We start from the raw sequence: 21277 nt of genomic DNA on the forward strand, positions 1-21277 counted from the left end.
GAAAACTCGCAATTGGTGGTGCCAGGTCGCGGCAGCCGCAGGGAGTCGACCCGGGGGGTGGTAGTTGTCGCCGGGACGGCCGCATGGCATCCTTGGGCCACAGTTTCTATCCACTACGGATCGTCGGGCACGTACCTGCCCGTGGAAGGAAGTGCGGCATGGCTGCCGTGGCTTTTAACGAAGCAACTCGCATTTATCCTGGGTCGGACCGACCCGCTGTCGACAAACTCGAACTCGAGATCGGTGACGGCGAATTCATGGTCCTGGTCGGCCCCTCCGGCTGTGGCAAGTCCACCTCGCTCCGCATGCTCGCGGGCCTGGAAGAGGTGAATTCCGGCAGCATCACGATCGGCGATCGTGATGTCACCGATCTGCCGCCGAAGGACCGCGACATCGCGATGGTTTTCCAGAACTACGCGCTGTACCCGCACATGACCGTTGCCGACAACATGGGCTTCGCCCTGAAAATGGCCAATGTTCCGAAGGCCGAGCGTCAGCAGCGCGTCCTCGACGCCGCGAAGCTGCTCGGCCTGGAGGAATTCCTCAACCGCAAGCCGAAGGCGCTGTCCGGTGGTCAGCGTCAGCGCGTCGCGATGGGTCGCGCCATCGTCCGTCAGCCGCAGGTCTTCCTGATGGACGAGCCGCTGTCGAACCTGGACGCCAAGCTCCGCGTTTCGACCCGTACCCAGATCGGTGCCCTGCAGGCCCGCCTGGGTGTCACCACCGTCTACGTCACCCACGACCAGGTCGAGGCCATGACGATGGGCGACCGGGTGGCCGTGATGAGCGCCGGCCTGCTGCAGCAGGTCGACAGCCCGCTGAGCCTGTACGACAAGCCCAAGAACCTGTTCGTCGCCGGCTTCATCGGTTCGCCGGCCATGAACCTGATCGAGGGCGAGGCCACCGAGGGTGGCGTCAAGATCGGCGACTACACGCTGCCGATCGCCCGCGACGTGCTGGCCAAGGCCGGCAACGAGAAGACCCTCACGGTCGGCATCCGCCCGGAGAATCTCTCGATCGCCGAGCAGGGCATCCCGCTGGACGTCGTGATGGTCGAGGAACTCGGTGCTGACAGCTACCTCTACGGCACCCTGAGCGGCGCCACCGACAACGAGATCACCGGCCAGCAGTACGTCGCCCGGATCTCCGCACGTCAGGCGCCGGGCCGCGGCAACACCGTACGGCTGACCGCTGATCCCGAGCACCTGCACGTGTTCTCGACCAGCAGCGGCGATCGCATCTCCGACTGATCGCCCCGGCGAGAAGCTCCAGGAGAGATAGCTGCAAGTTCGCGAGCCCCCGGCGCCTGGTGCGTCCGGGGGCTCGCGGCCTCTCGGCTAGACCCGTTCAAGGAAAACAGTGCCCCGATTCCTGTCTGCCAGGCCGGATCCCCAGCTGATCACCCTGCCCTGGGACAAGCCGCTGGAAGACTGGCCGACCGACAATCTGGTCGCGCTGCCGCGAGGCATCTCCCGCCACGTCGTCCGGTTCGTCCGCGTCGGCAAGGAGATCTACGCCTTCAAAGAGGTCGTGGAGCACCTGGCCCGGCACGAGTACGAGATGCTCCGCGACCTGAACCGGCTGGCCACCCCGTCGGTCGAGCCGTTCGGCGTCGTCACCGAGCGCTACGACCCCGACGGCGAAGTCCTGGACTCGGTGCTGATCACCAAACATCTGCAGTTCTCGCTGCCCTACCGGTCCTTGTTCAACCGGGGCGTCCGCCAGGACACCGTCAACCGCCTGGTCGACGCGATGGTCGTGCTGCTGGCCCGGTTGCACCTGGTCGGTTTCCTCTGGGGCGACGTGTCGCTGTCCAACACGCTTTTCCGTCGCGATGCCGGTTCGTTCGCTGCCTACCTGGTGGACGCGGAGACCGGCGAACTGCACGAGGAGCTGACCGACGGCCAGCGCGAACACGACCTGTCGATCGCCCGGACCAACCTCTTCGGAGAGTTCCTTGATGTCGAGGCCGGCGGCCTGCTGGACGAGTCGCTGGATCCGCAGACCCTGGTCGAGACCATCGAGAGCCGCTACCGGGAGCTGTGGGCCGAGCTGACCGAGGTCGAGGAATTCGACGGCAGTGAGATGCACCGCATCGAGGGCCGTGTCCGGCGGCTCAACGCGCTGGGTTTCGACGTCGCGGAGTTGGACATCACCACCGACTTCGCCGGTTCGACGGTCCGGATCCAACCCAAGGTCGTCGACGCAGGTCACCACACCCGCCGGCTGCTCCGGTTGACCGGGCTGGACGTCGAAGAGAACCAGGCCCGGCGGCTGCTCAACGACCTGGACTATTTCCGGGCCCAGACCGACCAGCAGAACGCCGACGAGGCGATCGTCGCCCACCAGTGGCTGCAACAGCGCTTCGAGCCCGTGCTCGCCGCGATCCCGAGCGACCTGCGGGGCAAGCTGGAGCCGGCCCAGATCTATCATGAGGTGCTCGACCACCGCTGGTTCGAGTCCGAGCGGGCCGGCCACGAGATCTCCATGCCGGACGCCACCAAGAGCTACGTACGAACGGTGCTGCGCAACCTGCCCGACGAACAGGTCGAGGTCCCCGACAGCGACGAGCTGGGCCGGCTGGAGAATCCGTACGATCCGTCCCAGGGTTTCGCCGACGGCGAGCAGGACAAGCCGTACGACCCGTGGGAGGACGATCCCGCCGCGGAGACCGAAGCCGACGTGCAACCAGGATTCCTTGATATCGAAGCGTTGCGACGCCGCAGCGCCGAGCGCCAGAAGCAGGCCTGAGATCGCGCCACACCCACCACCCTCAGAAGGCGAGCAGCCATGACCGAACCCTCGTACGCCGACCGTCCGATGCGGATCGGCGTCCAGATCCAGCCTCAGCACGCCGACTACGCCGACATCAGGCGGGCGGTCGACCAGGTCGAGGAACTCGGCGTCGACGTGATCTTCAACTGGGACCACTTCTTCCCGCTGTCCGGCGAAGCCGACGGCAAGCACTTCGAGTGCTGGACGATGCTCGGTGCCTGGGGCGAGCAGATCAGCCGGGCCGAGATCGGCGCCCTGGTGACCTGCAACACCTACCGCAATCCGGATCTGCTGGCCGATATGGCCCGCACCGTTGATCACATCAGCTCCGGCCGGCTGATCCTGAGCATCGGCGCCGGCTGGTTCGAGCGCGACTACAGCGAGTACGGCTACGAATTCGGCGCTGCCGGCTCGCGGATCGACGAGTTGGCACAGGCGTTGCCGCGGATCAAGGCCCGCTGGGCCAAGCTGAATCCGCAGCCGACCCGGTCGATCCCGATCCTGATCGGCGGCGGCGGCGAACGCAAGACGCTCAAGATCGTCGCGGAACACGCCGATATCTGGCATGGCTTCGGTGACGCCGAAACTCTGGCCCACAAGAACCAGGTGCTCAACGACTGGTGCACCCGGGTCGGTCGGAATCCCGCCGAGATCGAACGTGCCTCCGGCGCCCCGCGATCGCCCGATGCCGGCGGCGACGCGATCTATGAGACCGGCACCCGGCTGCTCACCGTCGAGTGCGACGGCGCGACCGGCTACGACGTCGGTCCCCTGCGCGACTGGCTCGCCTGGCGCGACGACAAGAACAGCCACTGAGCGGCTCTCGAAAGCGAAGGCACCGAACCGAGGCACCGATCAGTGGTCGAATCGCTCGATGCGATTCGACCGCTCTCGCAACCGAAGGCACCCGAGGCATGCGACCGGGGGATGCAAGGGGGTCGTCCCCCTTGCCGTTATTGCCGGAACTCCTCCGCGGTTGCGGTGCGCCAGCACCTCAATCGCGGAGGAGTTCCCTGGCAATAACCAGACGCTGCACCTGGTTGGTGCCCTCGAAGATCTGGGTGGCCTTCGCCTCCCGCAGGTAGCGTTCGGCCGGGAAATCACGGGTGTAGCCGTACCCGCCGAGCACCTGCACCGCGTCGGTGGTGACCTTCATCGCCGCATCGGTCGCGGTCAGCTTGGCGATGGCCGCATCGCGACTGAAGGGTTTGCCCGCATCCCGCCTGCGCGCGGCAAGCAGGTAACAGGCCCGGGCACTGCCGACCGCGGCCGCCATATCGGCGAGCAGGAACTGCAGGCCCTCGAATTCGCCGATGGTGCGCCCGAACTGCACCCGCTGTTCCGCATACTCCGAAGCCAGGTCGAGAGCCGCCTGGGCCAAGCCGGTTGCTGCGGCGGCAATTCCGAGCCGGCCCGAATCCAGTGCGCCGAGGGCGATCGTGAGCCCATCCCCTTCGGCCCCGATCAGCCGGTCATCGCCGACCGCGACGCCATCGAAATAGACCGCACCCGTGGTCGATGCGGTCAGGCCCATCTTGCGTTCCGGTTCGCCGAACGAAAGGCCACCAATTCCCGCCGGGACCAGGAAACAACTGACCCCGTGATTGCGGTCCTCGCCGGTCCTGATGAAACTCAGGTAATAGTCGGCATGCCCGGCGTGACTGATCCATGCCTTCTGGCCGTGCAGCTCGTAACCGGAATCGGTGCGCTTCGCCCGGCTCGTTATGCTCGCCACGTCGGATCCGGCCTGCGGCTCGCTGAGCGCGTACGCCCCCAGCAACTCCCCGCCCAGCATCTCGGGCAGGAACCGGTCCTGCTGCTGCGGCGTGGCGTGACGGACCAGAGCCAGACACGTCATGACATGCACCGACACGCCGACGCCGACCGACATCCAGGCGGCGGCGACCTCCTCCAACGCCTGCAGATAGACCTCGTACGGCTGATCCAGTCCGCCCCACCGCTCGGGATACGGCAGGCCGTACATCCCGGCACGTCCGAGCAATCGGAATTCGTCGCGGGGGAAATTCTCCGCTGCCTCCGCGGCACTCGCTCGGGGCGCCAGCTGTTCGTGTGCGATCTCCGAAATCAGAGCGACCAGTTCTTCGGACCCGGCGCCGGGCAACAAGCGATCGACAGACATCGGCAGACTCCTGCGAGAAACACCGTGGCAATCCAGTGCCAACTCCGCTGAGGCGAAATTGACTCGATGCCGAGACTACACACGTTTCACTGCCTCCGATCCGGCCCCCTGCACCGCCCGATCCGGGTACGATTCGGCAATGACAGACGATCTCCACCAACTGGGTGAAGACCTGATCGCCGTTTCGGCGCGCGTTGTCCGCTGGGCACCGGCAACCCAGGCAGGCCTCAGTGTTGCGGCAACCCGGATCCTTTCCCGCCTGCGGGACGCCGGCCAGCTCAAGATCAGCGATCTGGCGCTGCAGGAGCGAAGTTCCCAGCCGACCATCACCAACCACATCAAGCGCCTCGAGGAACAAGGGCTGGTCGAGCGGCACTCCGACCCGCGGGACGCCCGCGTCTCGCTGATCTCGGTGACCTCTTCGGGCCGGGCCAAGCTGTCGGCGATCCGGCACGAGCTGGGCTCGTTCCTGGCGCCCCGGCTGGGCACTCTGAACGCCGAGGACCGGGCCGCGGTGCGCCGTTCGATCGCGGCGCTGAATGGTCTGATCGACTCCGACGACTGACGCCCCAGGTGCAGTCGGCGCCGCCGCCGGATAACGAAGCAGTCCCACGGCGGGGTGGACACTAAGCTGGGCCCGTGCCATTTCGACTCTATGACTCCGCCACGCAGGCCGTGCGGGACCTCGACACCGTGGTCCCGGGTCAGGTGTCGATCTACCACTGTGGCCTGACCGTCCAGTCCTCACCGCATGTCGGCCACATCCGTAAGGAGGTCGTCTTCGACGTCCTGCGCCGCTGGCTCACCAGGATCGGCTATCAGGTCACCGTGGTCGCCAACGTCACCGATATCGACGACAAGATCCTGACCAAGTCGGCGGAGCTGGGCGTCCCGTGGTGGGCGCATGCGTACAAGTTCGAGCGGGAGCTGCACGACGCGTACGCCGCCCTGGGCTGCCTGCCGCCCGATTACGAGCCGCGCGCAACCGGGCACATCCCGGAGATGATCGAGTTGATCAAGGTCCTGATCGACCGGGGTCACGCCTATCCCGCTGCCGACGGGTCCGGTGATGTCTATTTCGATGTCCGCTCCTGGCCCGACTACGGCAAGCTGTCGCGGCAGAAGATCGACGATATGGAACCGGCCGAGGACTCCGAGCCGCGTGGCAAGAAGGATCCGCGGGATTTCGCGCTCTGGAAGGGCCACAAGCCCGGCGAGCCGGAGACCGCTTCCTGGCAGACCCCCTGGGGCCGCGGCCGTCCGGGCTGGCATCTTGAGTGCTCGGCGATGGCCGGCAAGTACCTGGGCGACGAATTCGACATCCACGGTGGCGGGATCGACCTCCGCTTCCCGCACCACGAGAACGAGTTGGCCCAGTCGACCGCAGCAGGCCGGAAGTTCGCGCGCTACTGGATGCACAACGCCTGGGTCACCGCTTCGGGTGCGAAGATGAGCAAGTCGCTCGGCAACGGTGCGCTGGTCAAACAGGTCACCGAGCAGTATCCGCCCCGGGCCGTCCGCTTCTACCTGCTCGCACCGCATTACCGCTCGGCGATCGAGTACGCCGACACCTCGCTGGCCGAGGCGACCGCGTCGCTCGATCGGATCGACAACTTCGTCGACCGGGCCCGCGACGTCATCGGTCCGGTCGAGCCGACGCTGCCGGACGCATTCATCGAGGCGATGAACGATGATCTTGGTACGCCCGGCGCCATTGCCGTGCTCTACACCGCCGTCAGGGAAGGGAATTCGGCGATCGAGTCCGGTGATCGGCAGGTCGTCGCCGCGCGCCTCGGCGAGGTTTCCGGGATGCTCGGCGTGCTCGGCCTGGCCGCCGACGACCCGGTCTGGCAGCATCAGTCCGGACACGACGACGCCCTCGAGACGGTCGTCGACGGCCTGATCAGCGAACTGCTCAAGCAGCGCGAGGATGCCAGGGCCCGCAAGGACTACGCCGCCTCCGACGGGATCCGCGACTCCTTGATCAAACTCGGTGTCGAGATCTCCGACACCCCGCAGGGGCCGAAATGGCGGCTCGCCCGATGACAGCACGCAGCCGCACCAGATACCGAGAGCCGCACCCGTTGCAGCTGGTGCGGATCTCGGAAATTGGTGCGGATCCCGACACAGAAGGTTGTTGATCTTGCCCGGAAACAGTCAGCGCAAGGGCGCCGTACGGCACAAGGGCAAGGGCAACACCGCCGGTTCCGGTGGTCGGGTACGCCGGGGCCTGGAGGGCAAGGGCCCGACGCCGAAGGCCGAGGACCGCCCCTACCACAAGGCGTACAAGGCCAAACAGTCCCGCGACCGGCAGTCGACGACCACGACCCGCCCGCGGCGTGCCGCCGGTCCCAAGGGCGTCGGCCCGGAGTGGATCTTCGGCCGTAACCCGGTGCTCGAGGCCCTACAGGCGGAGTTGCCGATCCAGGCCGCCTATGTCGCCGAAGGATCGGAACGCGACGACCGGCTGCGGGAGATCTTCAGGATCATCGCCGACCGCGGCATGACGATGCTGCAGACGACCCGCAATGATCTTGATCGGATGACGGCCGACGGCGTACACCAGGGCGTTGCCGTGCAAATGCCGGCCTACGACTACAAGCATCCCGACGACCTGCTCGCCGAGGCCTCCGAGCGACCGCTGTTCGTCGCTCTCGACCACGTCACCGACCCGCGCAACCTCGGTGCGGTGATCCGGTCGGCCGCCGCCTTCGGTGCCGATGGTGTGATCATCCCCGAGCGGCGATCGGCCGGGATGACTGCCGCGGCCTGGAAGACCTCGGCCGGTGCGGCCGCCCGGATTCCGGTGGCGCGTGCGACGAATCTGACCCGTACGCTGCAGAGCTACGCCAAGGCCGGCGTCTTCGTGGTCGGGCTGGACGGCGACGGCGACACCGACATCGCCGAACTCCCCCAGGCTGCTGATCCGGTGGTGCTGGTCGTCGGCAGTGAGGGCGAGGGCTTGTCACGCCTGGTCCGTGAGGCCTGCGACACGGTCGCCGCCATCCCGATCACGTCCTCGGTCGAATCGCTGAATGCCGGCGTCGCGACCAGCATCGCGTTGTACGAAGTCTTCCGCGCCCGGACCACCTCTGCTCAGGGTTAGCCAACCACCGCCTGCCAACCACCGCCTCCCCGATCCCCCTCGGGCCGCGCTGAAATTGTGACCACAGATCGGTCTGCCGCGGCGTGTCGGCCGGACCCGGGCAATCCTCGGTCACAATCCCAGCGGATCCGCCCCGGCGACCCACCACCAGGATCAGCGTTTGAGCTTGTGATCGTGACTCGGCTCGGAGCCGGCTGACCGCATTGCCAACGCCGGGCCGGCCATGATCGCGATGCCGAGCACCAGGACCATCACACAGCCCAGCGCGAACTGCAATGAGACCCGGTCGGCGAGCAGACCGATCAGCGGCGGCGCGATCAGGAATGATCCGTAGCCCAGCGTCGACACCACGGCGATCGCACCGGCGGAGTTGTCGCCGCCCCGCATGCCCGCGATCGTGATCACGGTCGGGAAGACCACGGCCAGGCCGAGTCCCCAGAGAGCCGCGCCGACATAGGGGGCGACGCCGCCGGGGACGAAGAGCACGATCGCGATCGCACCGCAGGTCAGCAGCCCCGAGATCCGCAGCACCGCAAGCCGTCCGAGCCGGTCGACCACGAATCCGCCGACCAGCCGGCCGAAGGTGCTGGTCACCGAGTACGTCGTGTAGGTCGCGGCAGCCAGACCCTGGCCCAGCCCTCGTTGATCGTGGACGTAGAGCGCCAGCCAGTCCGAGGCCGTACCCTCACCGGTGTTGGAGAACAGGATGATCACCGCCAGCACCATGATCGCCGGAGTGATCACCTTCACCGACGGCCTGACGCGACGGCCGTCCTCGGCCACCGGCGTTCGGTGATCGTCCCAGCGCGATGCCCACAGCGCGTTGGCCACGGCCGCGATCGGCAGCACGATCCAGAAGTGCACTCCCATCCCGTGTCCGGTCGACGCCATGATCGCGCCGACTCCTGAGCCGAGCATCACGCCGCCACTCCACAATCCGTGGAAGGCGGGCATCACCGCCCGCCCGGCAGCCTTCTCGACCTCCGCGCCGTGCACGTTCAGCGCCAGCTCCCAGCAACCGAGCGCGCCACCGGCGATCAGCAACATCAGTCCGAACAGGTACGGCGAGCGCAGGTCCGGCAGCACGGCGAAGGCGGCAGCCATCGCGGCGCCGCCGATCATGCACAGCACCCGCGCCGACAGCAGGTGGATCAACCTGCTGCCGAAGGGCAGTGTCACGAGCGAGCCGAGCCCCATGCAGAGCAGCACCAGGCCGATCACACTCAGCGGCGCGTCCAGCTGATCGCGGGCAGCCGGGATCCGTGAGACCCAGGTGCCGACGGTGACACCGCAGAGGCCGAAACACACCAGGACCGCCACAAGATCCCGTCGTACCGCAGGCTGCATGAGCAGAGTCTGCCGGACCGCTTCCGGCCGGCTGAAACGGGCCGGTCAGACCCGTTTGGCCGCGCGCACCGCCAGCACCGCGGCAAGGATCACGCCGACGATCATCACTGCCAGCGCGATGCCGACGAAGATCAGATACGGCAGCACGTGCCGCGAGCCGATCACCGAACCGACCAGGGACAGGAAGCCGACTGAGGCGGCGGTGACCAGCGGCCGCACAGCCGCCTGGTGGCCGCGTTGCCAAGCCTCCTCAGACCGCAGCAGCGGCCGGAACCGGAAGCCCACCAACGGATTCGGTCCGAGTGTCCCGTTGCCCAGCATCCGCGACACGTACGCCATCCCCGCCAGCGCGACGGTGAGGAAGGCGGCGACCAGGATCGCGGAGCCTGGACCGGGTCCGGCAGTCGCCAAACTCACCGGTCTTCCTCGCCTGCGGTCGTGGGGCGTACATGCACGGTCGCGACCTTACCCGTCGGGCAGCGACGGGCCCCAACCACTAGATTTGGGCAAGTCAGCTTTCACAGAAGCACCGGTCCACCGAGACCAAAGCCCTCGACACAGGAGTACGTCGTGCCCGAATCCCTCGATGCCGCCACCGCAACCGCCAAGGCCTCGGAGTCCTATCGCGCCGCGCTCTCGGTGATCGAGTCGGTCGAGCCCCGCATCGCCGGCGCCATCAGGTCCGAGCTCGCCGACCAGCGCGATTCGCTGAAGCTGATCGCCTCGGAGAACTACGCCTCGCCGGCGGTCCTGCTGACGATGGGCAACTGGCTCAGCGACAAGTACGCCGAGGGCACCATCGGGCACCGCTTCTATGCGGGCTGCCAGAATGTCGACACCGTCGAATCGGTCGCCGCCGAGCACGCCCGCGAGCTGTTCGGCGCCGAATACGCCTATGTCCAGCCGCATTCGGGCATCGACGCCAACCTGGTGGCCTTCTGGTCGATCCTGGCCAACCGGGTCGAGACGCCGGCCCTTGCCGAGCACGGCGTGAAGAGCGTCTACGACCTGTCCGAGGACGACTGGGAGGTGCTCCGCAAGAAGTTCGGCGAGCAGCGGGCGGTCGGCATGTCGCTGGACGCGGGCGGCCACCTGACCCACGGGTTCCGGCCCAACATCTCCGGCAAGATGTTCCACCAGCGTTCCTACGGCACCGATCCCGAAACCGAGCTGCTGGACTACGACGAGGTCGCCCGGGTGGTCCGGGAGTTCAAGCCGCTGGTGCTGATCGCCGGCTACTCCGCCTACCCGCGTCGGATCAACTTCGCGAAGATGGCCGAGATCGCCCACGAGAACGGCGCCGTGCTGATGGTCGACATGGCCCACTTCGCGGGTCTGGTGGCCGGCAAGGTCTTCACCGGCGACGAGGACCCGGTGCCGCACGCCGACATCGTCACCACCACGACCCACAAGTCACTGCGCGGCCCGCGCGGCGGGATGGTGCTGGCCACGGAGGAGTTCGCCGCCGATGTCGACCGCGGCTGCCCGATGGTGCTCGGCGGCCCGCTCGGCCACGTGATGGCCGCCAAGGCAGTCGCCCTGGCGGAGGCCCGGCGGCCGGAATTCCGGACCTACGCGCAGCACATCGCCGACAACGCGCACGCCCTGGCCGACGGTTTCCTCAAGCGCGGCGCCAAGCTGGTCACCGGCGGTACCGACAACCACCTGGTGCTGTTGGACACCACGGCGTACGGGCTGACCGGCCGACAGGCGGAATCGGCGCTGCTGGATTCCGGCATCGTCACCAACCGGAACTCGGTCCCCAACGACCCCAACGGTGCCTGGTACACCTCGGGCGTACGGCTCGGTACCCCGGCACTGACCTCGCGCGGACTCGGCATCGACGACTTCGACCGGGTGGCCGAGCTGATCGTCGGCGTCCTGTCCCAGACCGAGGCGACACCGACCCGCTCCGGTGCCCCGGGCAAGGCCAAATACAGCATCGCACCGGGCGTTGCCGAAGCGACCCACAAGGCGGCCGAGGAACTGCTGGGCAACCACCCGCTGTATCCGGGCCTGGAACTCTAGGAACCCCACGGCTGAAGCAGTTCGTCCACGTCGACAGCTACGGTCACGTCGCCGTACCGCAGGGCGGCGTCGCCGCCGGTGGATCGGCCGGGTCTCGACGAAGTAGCCGTCGCGCAGTTGGTGGGTGAGGATCTGATGATCCCCCGGGTCGACGATCCAGTACTCGCCGCGGACGGTGTCATCGAGGGCGAGGTAGTCGTCCTCGGACATCGGGATCCGGTGATCTCGTCGACGACGCTGTCAGCAGTCGTCAGCTGCCCTCTGGTTCGGACTGACCCTACGGCCGGCCTGCCCGACCGCCAGGATTCTTTCCACGGGTCACGCAGCCACGGAACCGACGCATAGCGGCTTGCTGAGGCAATCCACAAAGCAGCCGAAGAAGTCGCCCGCCCGGCCGGGAACGACTGCCCGTGCACGGTTCTCCGGCCTTTCGCCCACCTACACTGGCGGGCGTGTTCGGGAGCAAGATGGTGTCCATCGCGCTGGCAGTCGCGGCTATCGCCGCGCTGGCCGGCTGCTCGCAGACCAATCTGACAACCGAGGACGCGTACAAGATCGGCTGCCCGGCGATCGATGCCACGGTCGCCTCCGGTTCGGTGGCCAACGAAGTCGCGGTGACCACGCTGAAAGAGGTACGCGACCGGTCACACCCGTCCAAGGACACCAAGAAATGGCTGGACGCGGCGATCGCCCTGCTCACCTCTGACCACCCCACCCACACCTCGAAGCAAGCCAAGAAGTTGATCATCCGGGGCTGCAAGGAAAACGGGTACCCGCTGCAGAATCTGCACTGATTCCGTTCCCGGGGTCTTGACAATAGTTGTAGATATTGACAACTATTGCCCTATGGTGCAGCAATCGGAGATGTTCGCCGCGCTGGCCGACCCGACCAGACTCCGGGTCGTCGAGCTGCTGGGCGAAGGCCCGCAGCGGGCGGGCGAGCTCGCGTCCCGAGCGGGAGTCTCAGCCCCGGTGATGAGCCGGCACCTGCGCCAACTGCTGCAGGCCGGCCTGGTCAGCGACACTCGCGATCCGGATGACGCACGGGCCCGGATCTTCACGCTTCGCCCTGAGTTGATCACCTCGCTGCAGGCCTGGATCGACCAGGTCCAGGCGCACTGGGACGAGCAGCTCGGATCCTTCAAAACCCATGTCGAGGAGAAGAGGCGTACCCGATGAGCACCGATGCCCCGCGTACCGAGGCCGAGACCAGCGTGGAGGTCGCCGTCGATCCCATGACCGCCTTCGAGATCTTCACCACCGAGATCGATCTCTGGTGGGTCCGAGGTCCGATCAACCATTACGACGCATCGCGACTGTCGGAGTTCCGGATCGAGCCGGGCGTCGGCGGCCGGGTCCTCGAGGTCTACGACGAGGCCGCCGGGGAGATGGCCAGTAGAGAAACCGTCACCGTCTGGGAGCCCGGCGAGCGACTGGTGCTGACCGGTGCCGACACCGAGGTCGAGATCAGATTCACCAAGATCGACACCGGCACCCGAGTCACTGTCCGACAGTATCTGCTGCCCGCCGGCGATCCCGCCAAGGCCGGGTTCGGCTGGGTCAACATGCTGCGAACGTACGGCGCCTGGTTCCTCCGGCGGAACACCGCGAGCCGTACGCCCCGCCAGATCAACAGGCTGGGAATCGCCTTGTACTACAGGGATCCGGCAGCTGCTGCATCCTGGCTGCGGTCAGTGTTCCGGTTGGGCGATTGGGACGTCGATCAGCTGCCCGAGCCCGGTGCCGGATCCGGCTGGATCGAGTTCCACGTGGGCGACGGCCTGGTCACGCTGTTCGCCGGCGGTGATCAGGATCTGCCGCCGCGCGGCCACGACGTCTGGGTGCATGTGAACGATCTGAAGGAACACTTCGATCATGCTCGCGCAGCCGGCGCAAAGATCATCTCCCCTATCACCAGTTATGGCTTCACCAGCTACCGGGCCGAGGATCTCGAGGGCCGCCGGTGGACCTTCGTGCAAGCCCCGCCGGGCATGCGGGACGCGGCGGCATCGTGACCCGGTCGTACGATCAGCAGCTGTGACCGATACTGATGCTGGAACCACCGGCACCGTCCCTGTCCGCGGCGTGGACCTCGCCTACTCCAGGGCTGGGTCCGGACCGGTGGTGATCATCGCCCACGGGCTCACTTCGAGCCGGGCCAGCAATGCCGCCACCGGACTGCTCGATCTGTCGCCGGTGATCGACGCCGGCTACACGCTGGTTTCCTACGACGCCCGTGGGCACGGCCAATCGACCGGCAGCACCGACCCGGGTGACTATCACTGGTCCGCGCTCGCCGACGACCTGCTCGCCTTCGCCGAGGCCGTCGCACCCGGCCAACAGGTCGCACTGGTGGGCAACTCGATGGGTACTGCCACCTCGATCTTCGCCGCGCTCAAGGAGCCCGACCGGATCGGAGCGCTGGTGCTCACGGCTCCGCCGACCGCCTGGCAGACCCGGATAGCGCAATCCGACTTCTATGTCCGGATGGCCGACGCCCTGGAGCGCAATGATCAAGAAGCCCTTGAGGCGATGTTCGCCGATGCGACCGAACCGGAGATCTTCGCCGACATGTTCGCCGAACCGCCGGCGCCGGACATCAGGCCGGAGCTCATGGCGACGATCATGCGCGGTGCTGCCGCCACCGATCTGCCAGCTCTGGACGAGATTGCCACGATCACGCACGAGACCCTGTTGCTGCCCTGGGCCAAGGACCCCGGACATCCTGTCTCCACGGCGGTAGCGCTTGCCGAAACCATGATCAACTCCCGGCTGCGGATCGCACACACCGCCGCCCAGGTGAAGGCGTACGGTGCCTGGACCGCACCGTTCCTGACCGAGACCTTCCCCGTCTGAGCCCCCTGCTGCCGGCGGGCGGCGCCGCTGGCGAAGGGCTCCGGTTGCCCTTCGACCAGCTCAGGGCCTTTCGGATCAGGTGATGATCATCGCCTTGTCGATCGCGTCCTGACCGACACCGCCGTTCAGCGCCGCGTAGAACGGATGTCCCGGAACGAGATCGGCCCGGTCCACCGGGCTGCCGGTCAGCGCGGACGCGTAGAGAGCGCTGACGAATTCCATCGTCGGCCGCGTGCTGGCCAAAGTGGTCTCGTGGGTCCGCCCGGCCAGCAGATCGTCGACCAGGCGGCTGATCTGCGCCTGGTGGTTGCTCGGCGCATCCTCGCCTGCCGAGGCGGTCCACGGATCAGTGGCCGCAACCGATGCCGAGCCGTCCGCGCCCCGCTCGCCCGGGTTCAGGCCGAAGGTCGCGGCGCGGGCCGCATCTGGCGCCGGGTGGAATTTCCAGTCGGCATCGGAGTAGCCGTAGAGATGATCGACTTCCAGCGACCCACCGTCGGTGTCGATCCGGATTCGGCTCAACTCGTCCGGCGACAACAGGCTGTTGATCACCGTGCCGACGGCGCCGCTCTCGAAGATCACTGTAGCCAGCGAGACGTCCTCGAACTGCACAGGGCGGTCGAGGCGTACGGCGGTTGCGGTCAGGGTCTTCCACGGGCCGAGCAGATGCAGCAGCAGATCGACCTGGTGGATCCCATGGCCGAGTGTCGGGCCGCCGCCCTCCCCGACCCAGGTGCCACGCCAATCGGGATCGAAATAGCTCCGCGGCCGGAACCAGAGCGTCTCGCAGACCGCAACCCGCGGCGTACCAAGATCACCGGCGGACAGCAGGCGGTGGGCCCGCTGCGCACCGGACCCGTGCCGGTGCTGGAAGATCACGTAGACCGACCCGCCGTTGGCGGCCTCGGCCTCGGCCAAGGCATCCATCTCGGCGAGGTTGAGCACCGGTGGCTTCTCCAGCAGCACCGACGCTCCGGTCGCGAGCACCTCGAGCGCAACCTCGGCATGGCTGCCGGGCGGCGTCGGCACCGACACCAGGTCGGGCTGCTGCTCGGCCAGCAGCTCCTTGGCACTGCCGTAGGCCGTCGAACCGTACTTCGCGGCGTAGCCGTCGGCACGATCCTTGACAGGGTCGGCCACGCCGACGAGTTCGGTCTTGCCGGTCGCCAGGTAGCCGGCCGCGTGCCGGTTGCCGATGTTTCCACAACCGACGACGGCGACCTTCAGCGGTGCCTGTGCCATCAACTTCTCCTTTGGTGGGCGGCTCTCGTGGCCGCTCTACTGAGCGGCTCCGCGCAAGGTGGCGTCCTGCTGGGCGACCAGCGCCAGCCGCATGGTTTCGAAGGTGTGCTCCTGCGGCGCCGCGGTCTGCGTACGATCCCGGACGTCGTTGATCAGATTCGGGTAGTAGTCGAGGGTGACGTCGGAGCAGTCGACGTATTCGGTGCCGTTCTGGTCGGCGAGGAAGAGGTGGTTGCCCCCCGGCCTGCCCTCGATGTCGATGTATTTGCGCATCTCGATGTAACCCTCGGTGCCCAGCACCAGCAGCCGGCCGTCACCCCAGGTCGGCAGGCCCTGCGGGGTGTACCAGTCGACGCGGATGTACCCCTGCGCACCCTCGCTGCGCAACAGCACCTCGCCGAAGTCCTGCAGCCCGGGAGTGTCCGGATTGGCGAAGTTGCCGACTGTGCTCGTCACCACCTCGGCCGAGGTTGCACCGGTGAACCAGAGGAACTGGTCGATCTGGTGCGAGGCGATGTCGGCGAGGATTCCGCCGTAGCGCTCCTTCTGGTAGAACCACTCCGGCCGGCCCTTGCCGCCCGCGAGGTGAGCGCGGTCACCGATCCGATGCGGACCGAGCCCGAGGGTCTGGACGACTTTGCCGATCCTCCCGGCGCGGACGAGTTCGCCCGCCTTGGTCACCGCGGGCACCTCGAACCGCTCGGAGAAGGTCACCGACCAGAATCGGCCGGTGTCGGCGACGGTCTGCCGGATCTCCTCGAGTTGATCAAGCGTCGTGCAGCCCGGCTTGTCGGTCACCACGTCCTTGCCCGACTTCAGTGCCTTGATCGCGATCGGCCCGCGCCGGTCCGGGACCGCAGCGGTGACGATCAGGTCGATGTCGTCGCGTTCGAGCAGCTCGTCGACCGAATCGGCGAACGGCACGTCGTCCGGCACCAGGTCCCGCATCTGCTGCGCGACCGAGGCCTCCGGGTCGTCGCTGGCCAGGGCGACCAATTCGGCTCCTGCTCCGGAGAGGCCCTTGACCTGACCGAAGATGTGGGCATGATCAAGACCGACTGCCGCGAAGCGGACAGGCTGCTGGGTCATCGCGTTCCTTTCATCAATCTCTGCTACAGCTACTGCCTCAGTCTGCCGATGCCGGGCACCGGATTCCTACCGGTTGCAGCCGATTGCCACCTGATGATCATCATGCGGACACTTCGCGGACCTGACCGGAGTGACCAGTCATCAGCTGTGCGGATCATCAGCTGTAGGGGTCGACGGCGTCGCGGAGTCCGTCGCCGATGAGTTGGAAGCAGATGACGGCGAGGACGACGAGTCCGGCGGGGATGAGGAGCCACGGATACTGCTGGACGGTGGAGACGCTTTGGGCATCGGAGAGCAGGACGCCCCAGCTGACTGCCGGTGGCAGCATCCCGACACCCAGGAAGGACAGCGAGGTCTCGGCAATGATGGTGGCCGGGACGGCGAGCATCGCGGTCACCACGATATGGCTGGTGGCGTTCGGCAACAGGTGGGTGAATACGATCCGGGCGTTCCCGGAACCGGCCGCCCGCGCCGCTGCCACGTATTCACTGGAGGAATAGCCCAGGACCTTTCCACGGACCTGCCGTGCCAGCCCGGCCCAGCCGACCAACGACAGGATCAGGGTGATCAGCAGATACCGGTTGGTGACCGACATGTCCTGGGGCAGGATCGCCGCCAGCGCCAGCCACAGCGGCAGCGTCGGCAACGACAGCAGCAACTCGATGAAGCGTTGCAGGATGTTGTCGATCGCGCCGCCGAAGAACCCCGACACGGTGCCGATCGTCGCTCCGAGGAAGGTGCCGACCGCCACCCCGATCAGGCCGATCGTCAACGACACCCGGGCGCCCTGCATCGCGCGGGCGAAAACGTCCCGGCCCTGCGAATCGGCACCCCAGAGCAACAGTTTGTGCGGCGCAGCCACCGTGAGCAGGTGTCGGTCGGTCGGGATCACACCGAACAACTTGTACTCGAAACCCCGGCCGAAGACGCGGATCGGGACACCGTTGTCGCAGTCGGTGCGGTACTTGTACTCGAACCGGGCCTTGTCCAGATACTGGGTCTTGGAGCAGATCGCCGGACCGCCGTCCCAGGTCAGCGCCGACGGGGCCGCGTACTTCTGGTCCGAATCCTGCTGGTCGTACGGATTCGGCGCCAGGAAGGTTGCGAACACCGCACACAAGTACAAGATCAACAACACGATCACACTCGCCGCCGCGAGCCGACTGGCCCGGAACCGGCGCGCCATCAACCGCCACTGCGACACCTCACCGATCGACGACGGCTCGGCGATCCCCGCCTGATCAGGCGGGGGGATGTCGGAGCCGGTCTCCGGCAGCACCGCCGTGGTCACGAGCGACCTGCTTCCAGCCGGATCCGCGGATCGACCACGGCCAACAGGATGTCGGCGACGAAATTGCCGATCACCAACAACGCCGACAACATCAAGATGATCGTCCCGGCCAGATACATGTCCTTGTTCAACAACGCATTCACCAGCAACGGACCCGTCGTCGGCAGATTCAACACGATCGACACGATCGCCTCACCCGAGATCAACGCCGGAAACGTCGTCCCGAACGTCATCACCAACGGATGCAACGCATTACGCACCGCATGCCGCCAGATCACCACCCTCTCCGTCGCTCCCTTGGCCCGCGCTGTCTGCACATACTGCTGGTTCAACACATCCAACAGATTCGCCCGCATCACCCGCGTCAACCAGGCCGTCGACCCCGCCGAGATCACCACCAGCGGAATCCACAGATGTGACAACAGGTTGACGAACTTCGACCAGTCCCAGGCCGCACCCTGAAAGTGCTCGGAGAACAAGCCCCCCACATCCGAACCCAGATATGTCGCCGCCAACGTCATCACCACCAACGCGAACAAGAACTCCGGGATCGCCACACCCACGAACTGGATCACCGTGATCACCGCATCCGGCAACGTATGCCGATGCGTCGCCGAGAACACCCCGAGCGGGATCGACAACCCCCACGCGATCACCAGAGCACCAAGACTCAATACCAGCGATAGGCCCAGCCGGGACCAGATCAGGTTGCCGACCGGCTCGTTCAACGTGAACGACTGCCCGAAATTTCCGTGCGGGAATCCGCCGATCCACTTCACGTACTTCACAAACCACGGATCATTGACACCGTACTGAGCCTCCAACGCCTCCACCTGCTGCTGCGTCACCGCACCACCCTGCGACTGCAACTGATTGATCTTCTGCGCCAGCGCACTACCAGGCGGAGCCGAAATGATCGCAAAACTCAACACCGACACGATCGCGATCGTGACGATCATGTACACGATCCGGCGTACGACGACAATCAGCATAGGAATCTCCCGAGATGATCTTGTCCGACGGGCCGATCAGGAATGCTTGGTGGGATCGCTCCAGAACCACAGTTCGGGGTCATACATCGCCGGCGTCGGTGTGTGCCAGGGGTTGGTGATCCCGCCCAGGGCAAGGTTGTCCGATGTCGGCACGTTCCCCAGGTCCTTGCTCTTTGTGACGACATTCTGGTAGTTCGCCGTCGATCCGATGAAGAACGGCCCGTCGCTGACGTGGACCTTCATGATCTCCCACACCAGCTGGTTGCGCTTGGTGGTGTCCGGCTCGACCCGGGCCTGCTGGTAGAGCTGGGTCATCTTCTCGACCGGACCGCCCTTCTCGGGCTCCATCCGCGGTGGATGTCGCTTGATCGGCGCGACGTTGGTCTCCTTGTCGTTGGTCCCGGTGCCGAGGTAGTTGAACCAGGACCCCTCCAGCGGCGCCCAGTTCTGGTTGTTCACCGGAACCAACCAGTTCGCGACGACCAGGATGGACGTGCCGTTGTCGCATGACCAGTTGGTGTGCGCCATGTACTGTCCGTTGGTCCAGTTGGTGGTGTATGCCGCGGGCGAGATCGGGTTGCGGGTGAAGTGCAGCCCGATCTTCTTCATGTCTGCCACGAACTGGTCGTCCTTGGCCGCCTCGGTCGCCGGGATGTCGGCCGAGTAGGGAATCTGCAGGCTCAGCTTCGAGCCGTCCGCGAACTCGAGATAGCCGTCGCCGTTGGTGTCCTTCAGTCCGAGGTCGGTGAGCAGCGACTTGGCCTTGGCCGGATCGAAAGCCTTGTAGGCATCCCGCCACTGGTTGTACGCCGATTGTCCGTTCGGCTGGGCGTGGAACTCCGTCGAGCCCGGGCCGACCGTGCCGGTGGTGAGCTCACCGGTGCCGAAGTACAACGTCTTGCGGGTCGATTCGCGATCCCAGCCGTACGAGACCGCCTGCCGGAACCGCTTGTCACGGATCAGCTTGCCGACCTTGGGGTCAGTCGCGATCCAGTCGTAGTTGAAGAAGAAGATCGATCCGGTCCCGGAACCGCTGTTCCACAGCAGGATGTCGTAGTTGCCCTTCTCCTTGGCATCGGTGAGCGTCGAGACGTCGGCCAGCGTGATCTGGTTGAACTGGCCCATGCAGAAGTCGACGGAGCCCTGCTGGATCTGCAGCTTGATCGTCTGCGCGTTGGTCTGGACGGTGAAATGCACCTCGTCGAGATAGGGCAACTGATCGCCGTTAGTGTTGACCACGTAGTAGTACGGATTGCGCTCCAGAACCACGCCGGTGTTGTTGTCGAACGTCTTGCACCGGAATCCGGTCATGGTCGGGCAGTCCGGATTCATGACCCAGTTCGACTTCGCTTCCCAGAGTCCGCCCGGGCTGTCCCAGTCCTTCGGCGTCTTGGGGTTGTACTTGGGATGGAACTGCTTGAGGTAATGCTTCGGCAGCAGATAGATCGGCCCGTTCTTGCCGATGCCGCCGTTCACATAGGTCGCCAAACCATCCGGGAACAACGGGACCGGTGCGTCATAGGTGAAGACGAGGGTCTGATCGTCGGTCTTCTTCACCTTGGCCAAGGTGCCCTTGCCCGAGACCAGCGCGGGTGGGGGCGCCTGGGCGTCATGACCAGCCAGGACGATGTCCTCCCACCAGAACAGCATGTCGTCGACGGAGAACGGCTGGCCGTCGGACCACTTGAGCCCCTTGCGGAAGTGCAACGTCCATTCACTGGCGTCGTCATTCGACTCCCATGAATCGGCCAGACCCGGCCCGATGTTCAGGCCGTCGTTGAGGAAGCGCAGCGGCGAGTTGCCGTAGAAGAACTCGGCCATCGAAGTCGCGTTCGACGCGCCGTCGGCCGAGAAGACGACCTGGTTGAGCGTGCCGCCGTACTTACCGGCACCGGCCCAACGGTGTGGGATGACGTACGGCTTGTCCGGGATCCGCTGGGCGACCGGAGGGAGGCTCTTTCCCTTCAGTGCAGGCGATTCCTGGATGCTCGACGGGCGCGCGAGCGCCGTCGTGACGTCACCCTTCTTCGATGCACCGGCGGTTCCGCCGGCGGACGGATTCGACGAGGAGTTGTCCCCGGCATTGTTCGACCCGCCACCACTGCAGGCGGCCAGCGCCGCACCGCCGGCGACCAGCGCCGAGCTGTAGAGCAGATGACGTCGACTGATACGACCCATGTTCCGACCCCCATTGGTCTGTGAAACAAGCAGGAAAGCACAGCGGATGATCACATCGTTGCGAGCAGACGTCGTGGCGGAAGGACGAATCTGGTCAGCCCACGACTGACGATCAACTGTCAGCCCGTTCTGTCGATCATGGTCCTGCCCGGTGCCGTTGCCCCTTGCACTCTAAGGCTGCTCCCGACAATACTGCAAACGTTTGCGGCGCAATTCTTGGCGCTAGAATCTCC

Annotated in this window: 19 protein-coding genes; 11 read left to right on the plus strand and 8 right to left on the minus strand. The window is 66.1% G+C overall.

Going from position 1 to position 21277, the window contains the following annotated elements; genetic code table 11:
- Positions 1-158: 158 nt before the first annotated feature.
- The 3 genes from IEY07_RS07605 to IEY07_RS07615 all read left to right on the plus strand — a co-directional run bounded on the left by IEY07_RS07605 (position 159) and on the right by IEY07_RS07615 (position 3591).
- Positions 159-1250, plus strand: a complete 1092-nt coding sequence (locus tag IEY07_RS07605) for an ABC transporter ATP-binding protein (protein ID WP_188894598.1) — start codon at positions 159-161, stop codon at positions 1248-1250.
- A gap of 109 nt (positions 1251-1359) precedes the next feature.
- Positions 1360-2751, plus strand: a complete 1392-nt coding sequence (locus IEY07_RS07610; RefSeq protein WP_188894599.1) for a DUF4032 domain-containing protein — start codon at positions 1360-1362, stop codon at positions 2749-2751.
- A 39-nt stretch (positions 2752-2790) separates the two neighbouring features.
- Entirely contained in the window at positions 2791-3591 is an 801-nt protein-coding gene (locus IEY07_RS07615; protein WP_188894600.1) for an LLM class F420-dependent oxidoreductase, read from the plus strand.
- Positions 3592-3769: 178 nt separating this feature from the next.
- On the opposite strand, the gene IEY07_RS07620 is transcribed toward IEY07_RS07615, so the two are convergent.
- The gene (locus IEY07_RS07620) at positions 3770-4915 is read right to left on the minus strand and encodes an acyl-CoA dehydrogenase family protein (protein WP_188894601.1); all 1146 of its coding nucleotides are present in this window, start codon (positions 4913-4915) and stop codon (positions 3770-3772) included.
- Positions 4916-5054: 139 nt separating this feature from the next.
- Here IEY07_RS07620 and IEY07_RS07625 point away from each other — a divergent pair, with 139 nt between their 5' ends.
- The 3 genes from IEY07_RS07625 (at position 5055) to rlmB (ending at position 8021) form a co-directional block, all read left to right on the plus strand.
- Positions 5055-5480 (plus strand): MarR family winged helix-turn-helix transcriptional regulator, encoded by a 426-nt coding sequence (locus IEY07_RS07625; RefSeq protein ID WP_188894602.1) that lies wholly within the window; start codon positions 5055-5057, stop codon positions 5478-5480.
- Between the two features lie 74 nt (positions 5481-5554).
- The gene (cysS, locus tag IEY07_RS07630) at positions 5555-6961 is read left to right on the plus strand and encodes a cysteine--tRNA ligase (protein WP_188894603.1); all 1407 of its coding nucleotides are present in this window, start codon (positions 5555-5557) and stop codon (positions 6959-6961) included.
- Positions 6962-7058: 97 nt separating this feature from the next.
- A complete protein-coding gene (gene rlmB / locus IEY07_RS07635; RefSeq protein ID WP_188894604.1) occupies positions 7059-8021 on the plus strand; it encodes a 23S rRNA (guanosine(2251)-2'-O)-methyltransferase RlmB in 963 nt (320 codons plus the stop codon).
- 153 nt (positions 8022-8174) lie between these two features.
- Here rlmB and IEY07_RS07640 read toward each other — a convergent pair whose 3' ends face one another.
- Positions 8175-9368, minus strand: coding sequence for an MFS transporter (locus tag IEY07_RS07640; RefSeq protein WP_188894605.1), 1194 nt, complete (start codon positions 9366-9368; stop codon positions 8175-8177).
- Positions 9369-9413: 45 nt separating this feature from the next.
- Positions 9414-9785: an SdpI family protein gene (locus IEY07_RS07645; RefSeq protein ID WP_188894606.1), complete on the minus strand. Its 372-nt coding sequence runs from the start codon at positions 9783-9785 to the stop codon at positions 9414-9416.
- Between the two features lie 153 nt (positions 9786-9938).
- Here IEY07_RS07645 and IEY07_RS07650 point away from each other — a divergent pair, with 153 nt between their 5' ends.
- The 5 genes from IEY07_RS07650 (at position 9939) to IEY07_RS07670 (ending at position 14252) form a co-directional block, all read left to right on the plus strand.
- Positions 9939-11396, plus strand: a complete 1458-nt coding sequence (locus IEY07_RS07650) for a glycine hydroxymethyltransferase (RefSeq protein WP_188894607.1) — start codon at positions 9939-9941, stop codon at positions 11394-11396.
- Between the two features lie 452 nt (positions 11397-11848).
- Positions 11849-12190 (plus strand): hypothetical protein, encoded by a 342-nt coding sequence (locus IEY07_RS07655; RefSeq protein ID WP_188894608.1) that lies wholly within the window; start codon positions 11849-11851, stop codon positions 12188-12190.
- A gap of 52 nt (positions 12191-12242) precedes the next feature.
- Positions 12243-12575, plus strand: coding sequence for an ArsR/SmtB family transcription factor (locus tag IEY07_RS07660; RefSeq protein WP_188894609.1), 333 nt, complete (start codon positions 12243-12245; stop codon positions 12573-12575).
- Positions 12572-13411 carry an SRPBCC domain-containing protein gene (locus IEY07_RS07665; RefSeq protein WP_188894610.1) on the plus strand — a complete coding sequence of 280 codons (840 nt, stop codon included), beginning with the start codon at positions 12572-12574 and terminating at the stop codon, positions 13409-13411. The genes IEY07_RS07660 and IEY07_RS07665 overlap by 4 nt, the downstream gene beginning before the upstream one ends.
- 22 nt (positions 13412-13433) lie before the next feature.
- Positions 13434-14252, plus strand: coding sequence for an alpha/beta fold hydrolase (locus IEY07_RS07670; protein ID WP_229669827.1), 819 nt, complete (start codon positions 13434-13436; stop codon positions 14250-14252).
- Between the two features lie 75 nt (positions 14253-14327).
- On the opposite strand, the gene IEY07_RS07675 is transcribed toward IEY07_RS07670, so the two are convergent.
- From IEY07_RS07675 to IEY07_RS07695, 5 genes are all read right to left on the minus strand, one after another.
- Positions 14328-15494: a Gfo/Idh/MocA family protein gene (locus tag IEY07_RS07675; protein ID WP_188894612.1), complete on the minus strand. Its 1167-nt coding sequence runs from the start codon at positions 15492-15494 to the stop codon at positions 14328-14330.
- A gap of 36 nt (positions 15495-15530) precedes the next feature.
- Positions 15531-16583 carry a Gfo/Idh/MocA family protein gene (locus IEY07_RS07680; RefSeq protein WP_188894613.1) on the minus strand — a complete coding sequence of 351 codons (1053 nt, stop codon included), beginning with the start codon at positions 16581-16583 and terminating at the stop codon, positions 15531-15533.
- A 157-nt stretch (positions 16584-16740) separates the two neighbouring features.
- Positions 16741-17874, minus strand: a complete 1134-nt coding sequence (locus IEY07_RS07685) for an ABC transporter permease (protein ID WP_229669828.1) — start codon at positions 17872-17874, stop codon at positions 16741-16743.
- Entirely contained in the window at positions 17871-18866 is a 996-nt protein-coding gene (locus IEY07_RS07690) for an ABC transporter permease (RefSeq protein WP_188894614.1), read from the minus strand. Before IEY07_RS07690 ends, IEY07_RS07685 begins: the two co-directional genes overlap by 4 nt.
- Positions 18867-18902: 36 nt before the next feature.
- Entirely contained in the window at positions 18903-21044 is a 2142-nt protein-coding gene (locus tag IEY07_RS07695) for an ABC transporter substrate-binding protein (RefSeq protein ID WP_188894615.1), read from the minus strand.
- Between the last annotated feature and the right edge of the window lie 233 nt (positions 21045-21277).

The organism is Microlunatus endophyticus, assembly GCF_014646195.1.
In the GTDB taxonomy this organism is placed as follows: Bacteria; Actinomycetota; Actinomycetes; order Propionibacteriales; family Propionibacteriaceae; genus Microlunatus; species Microlunatus endophyticus.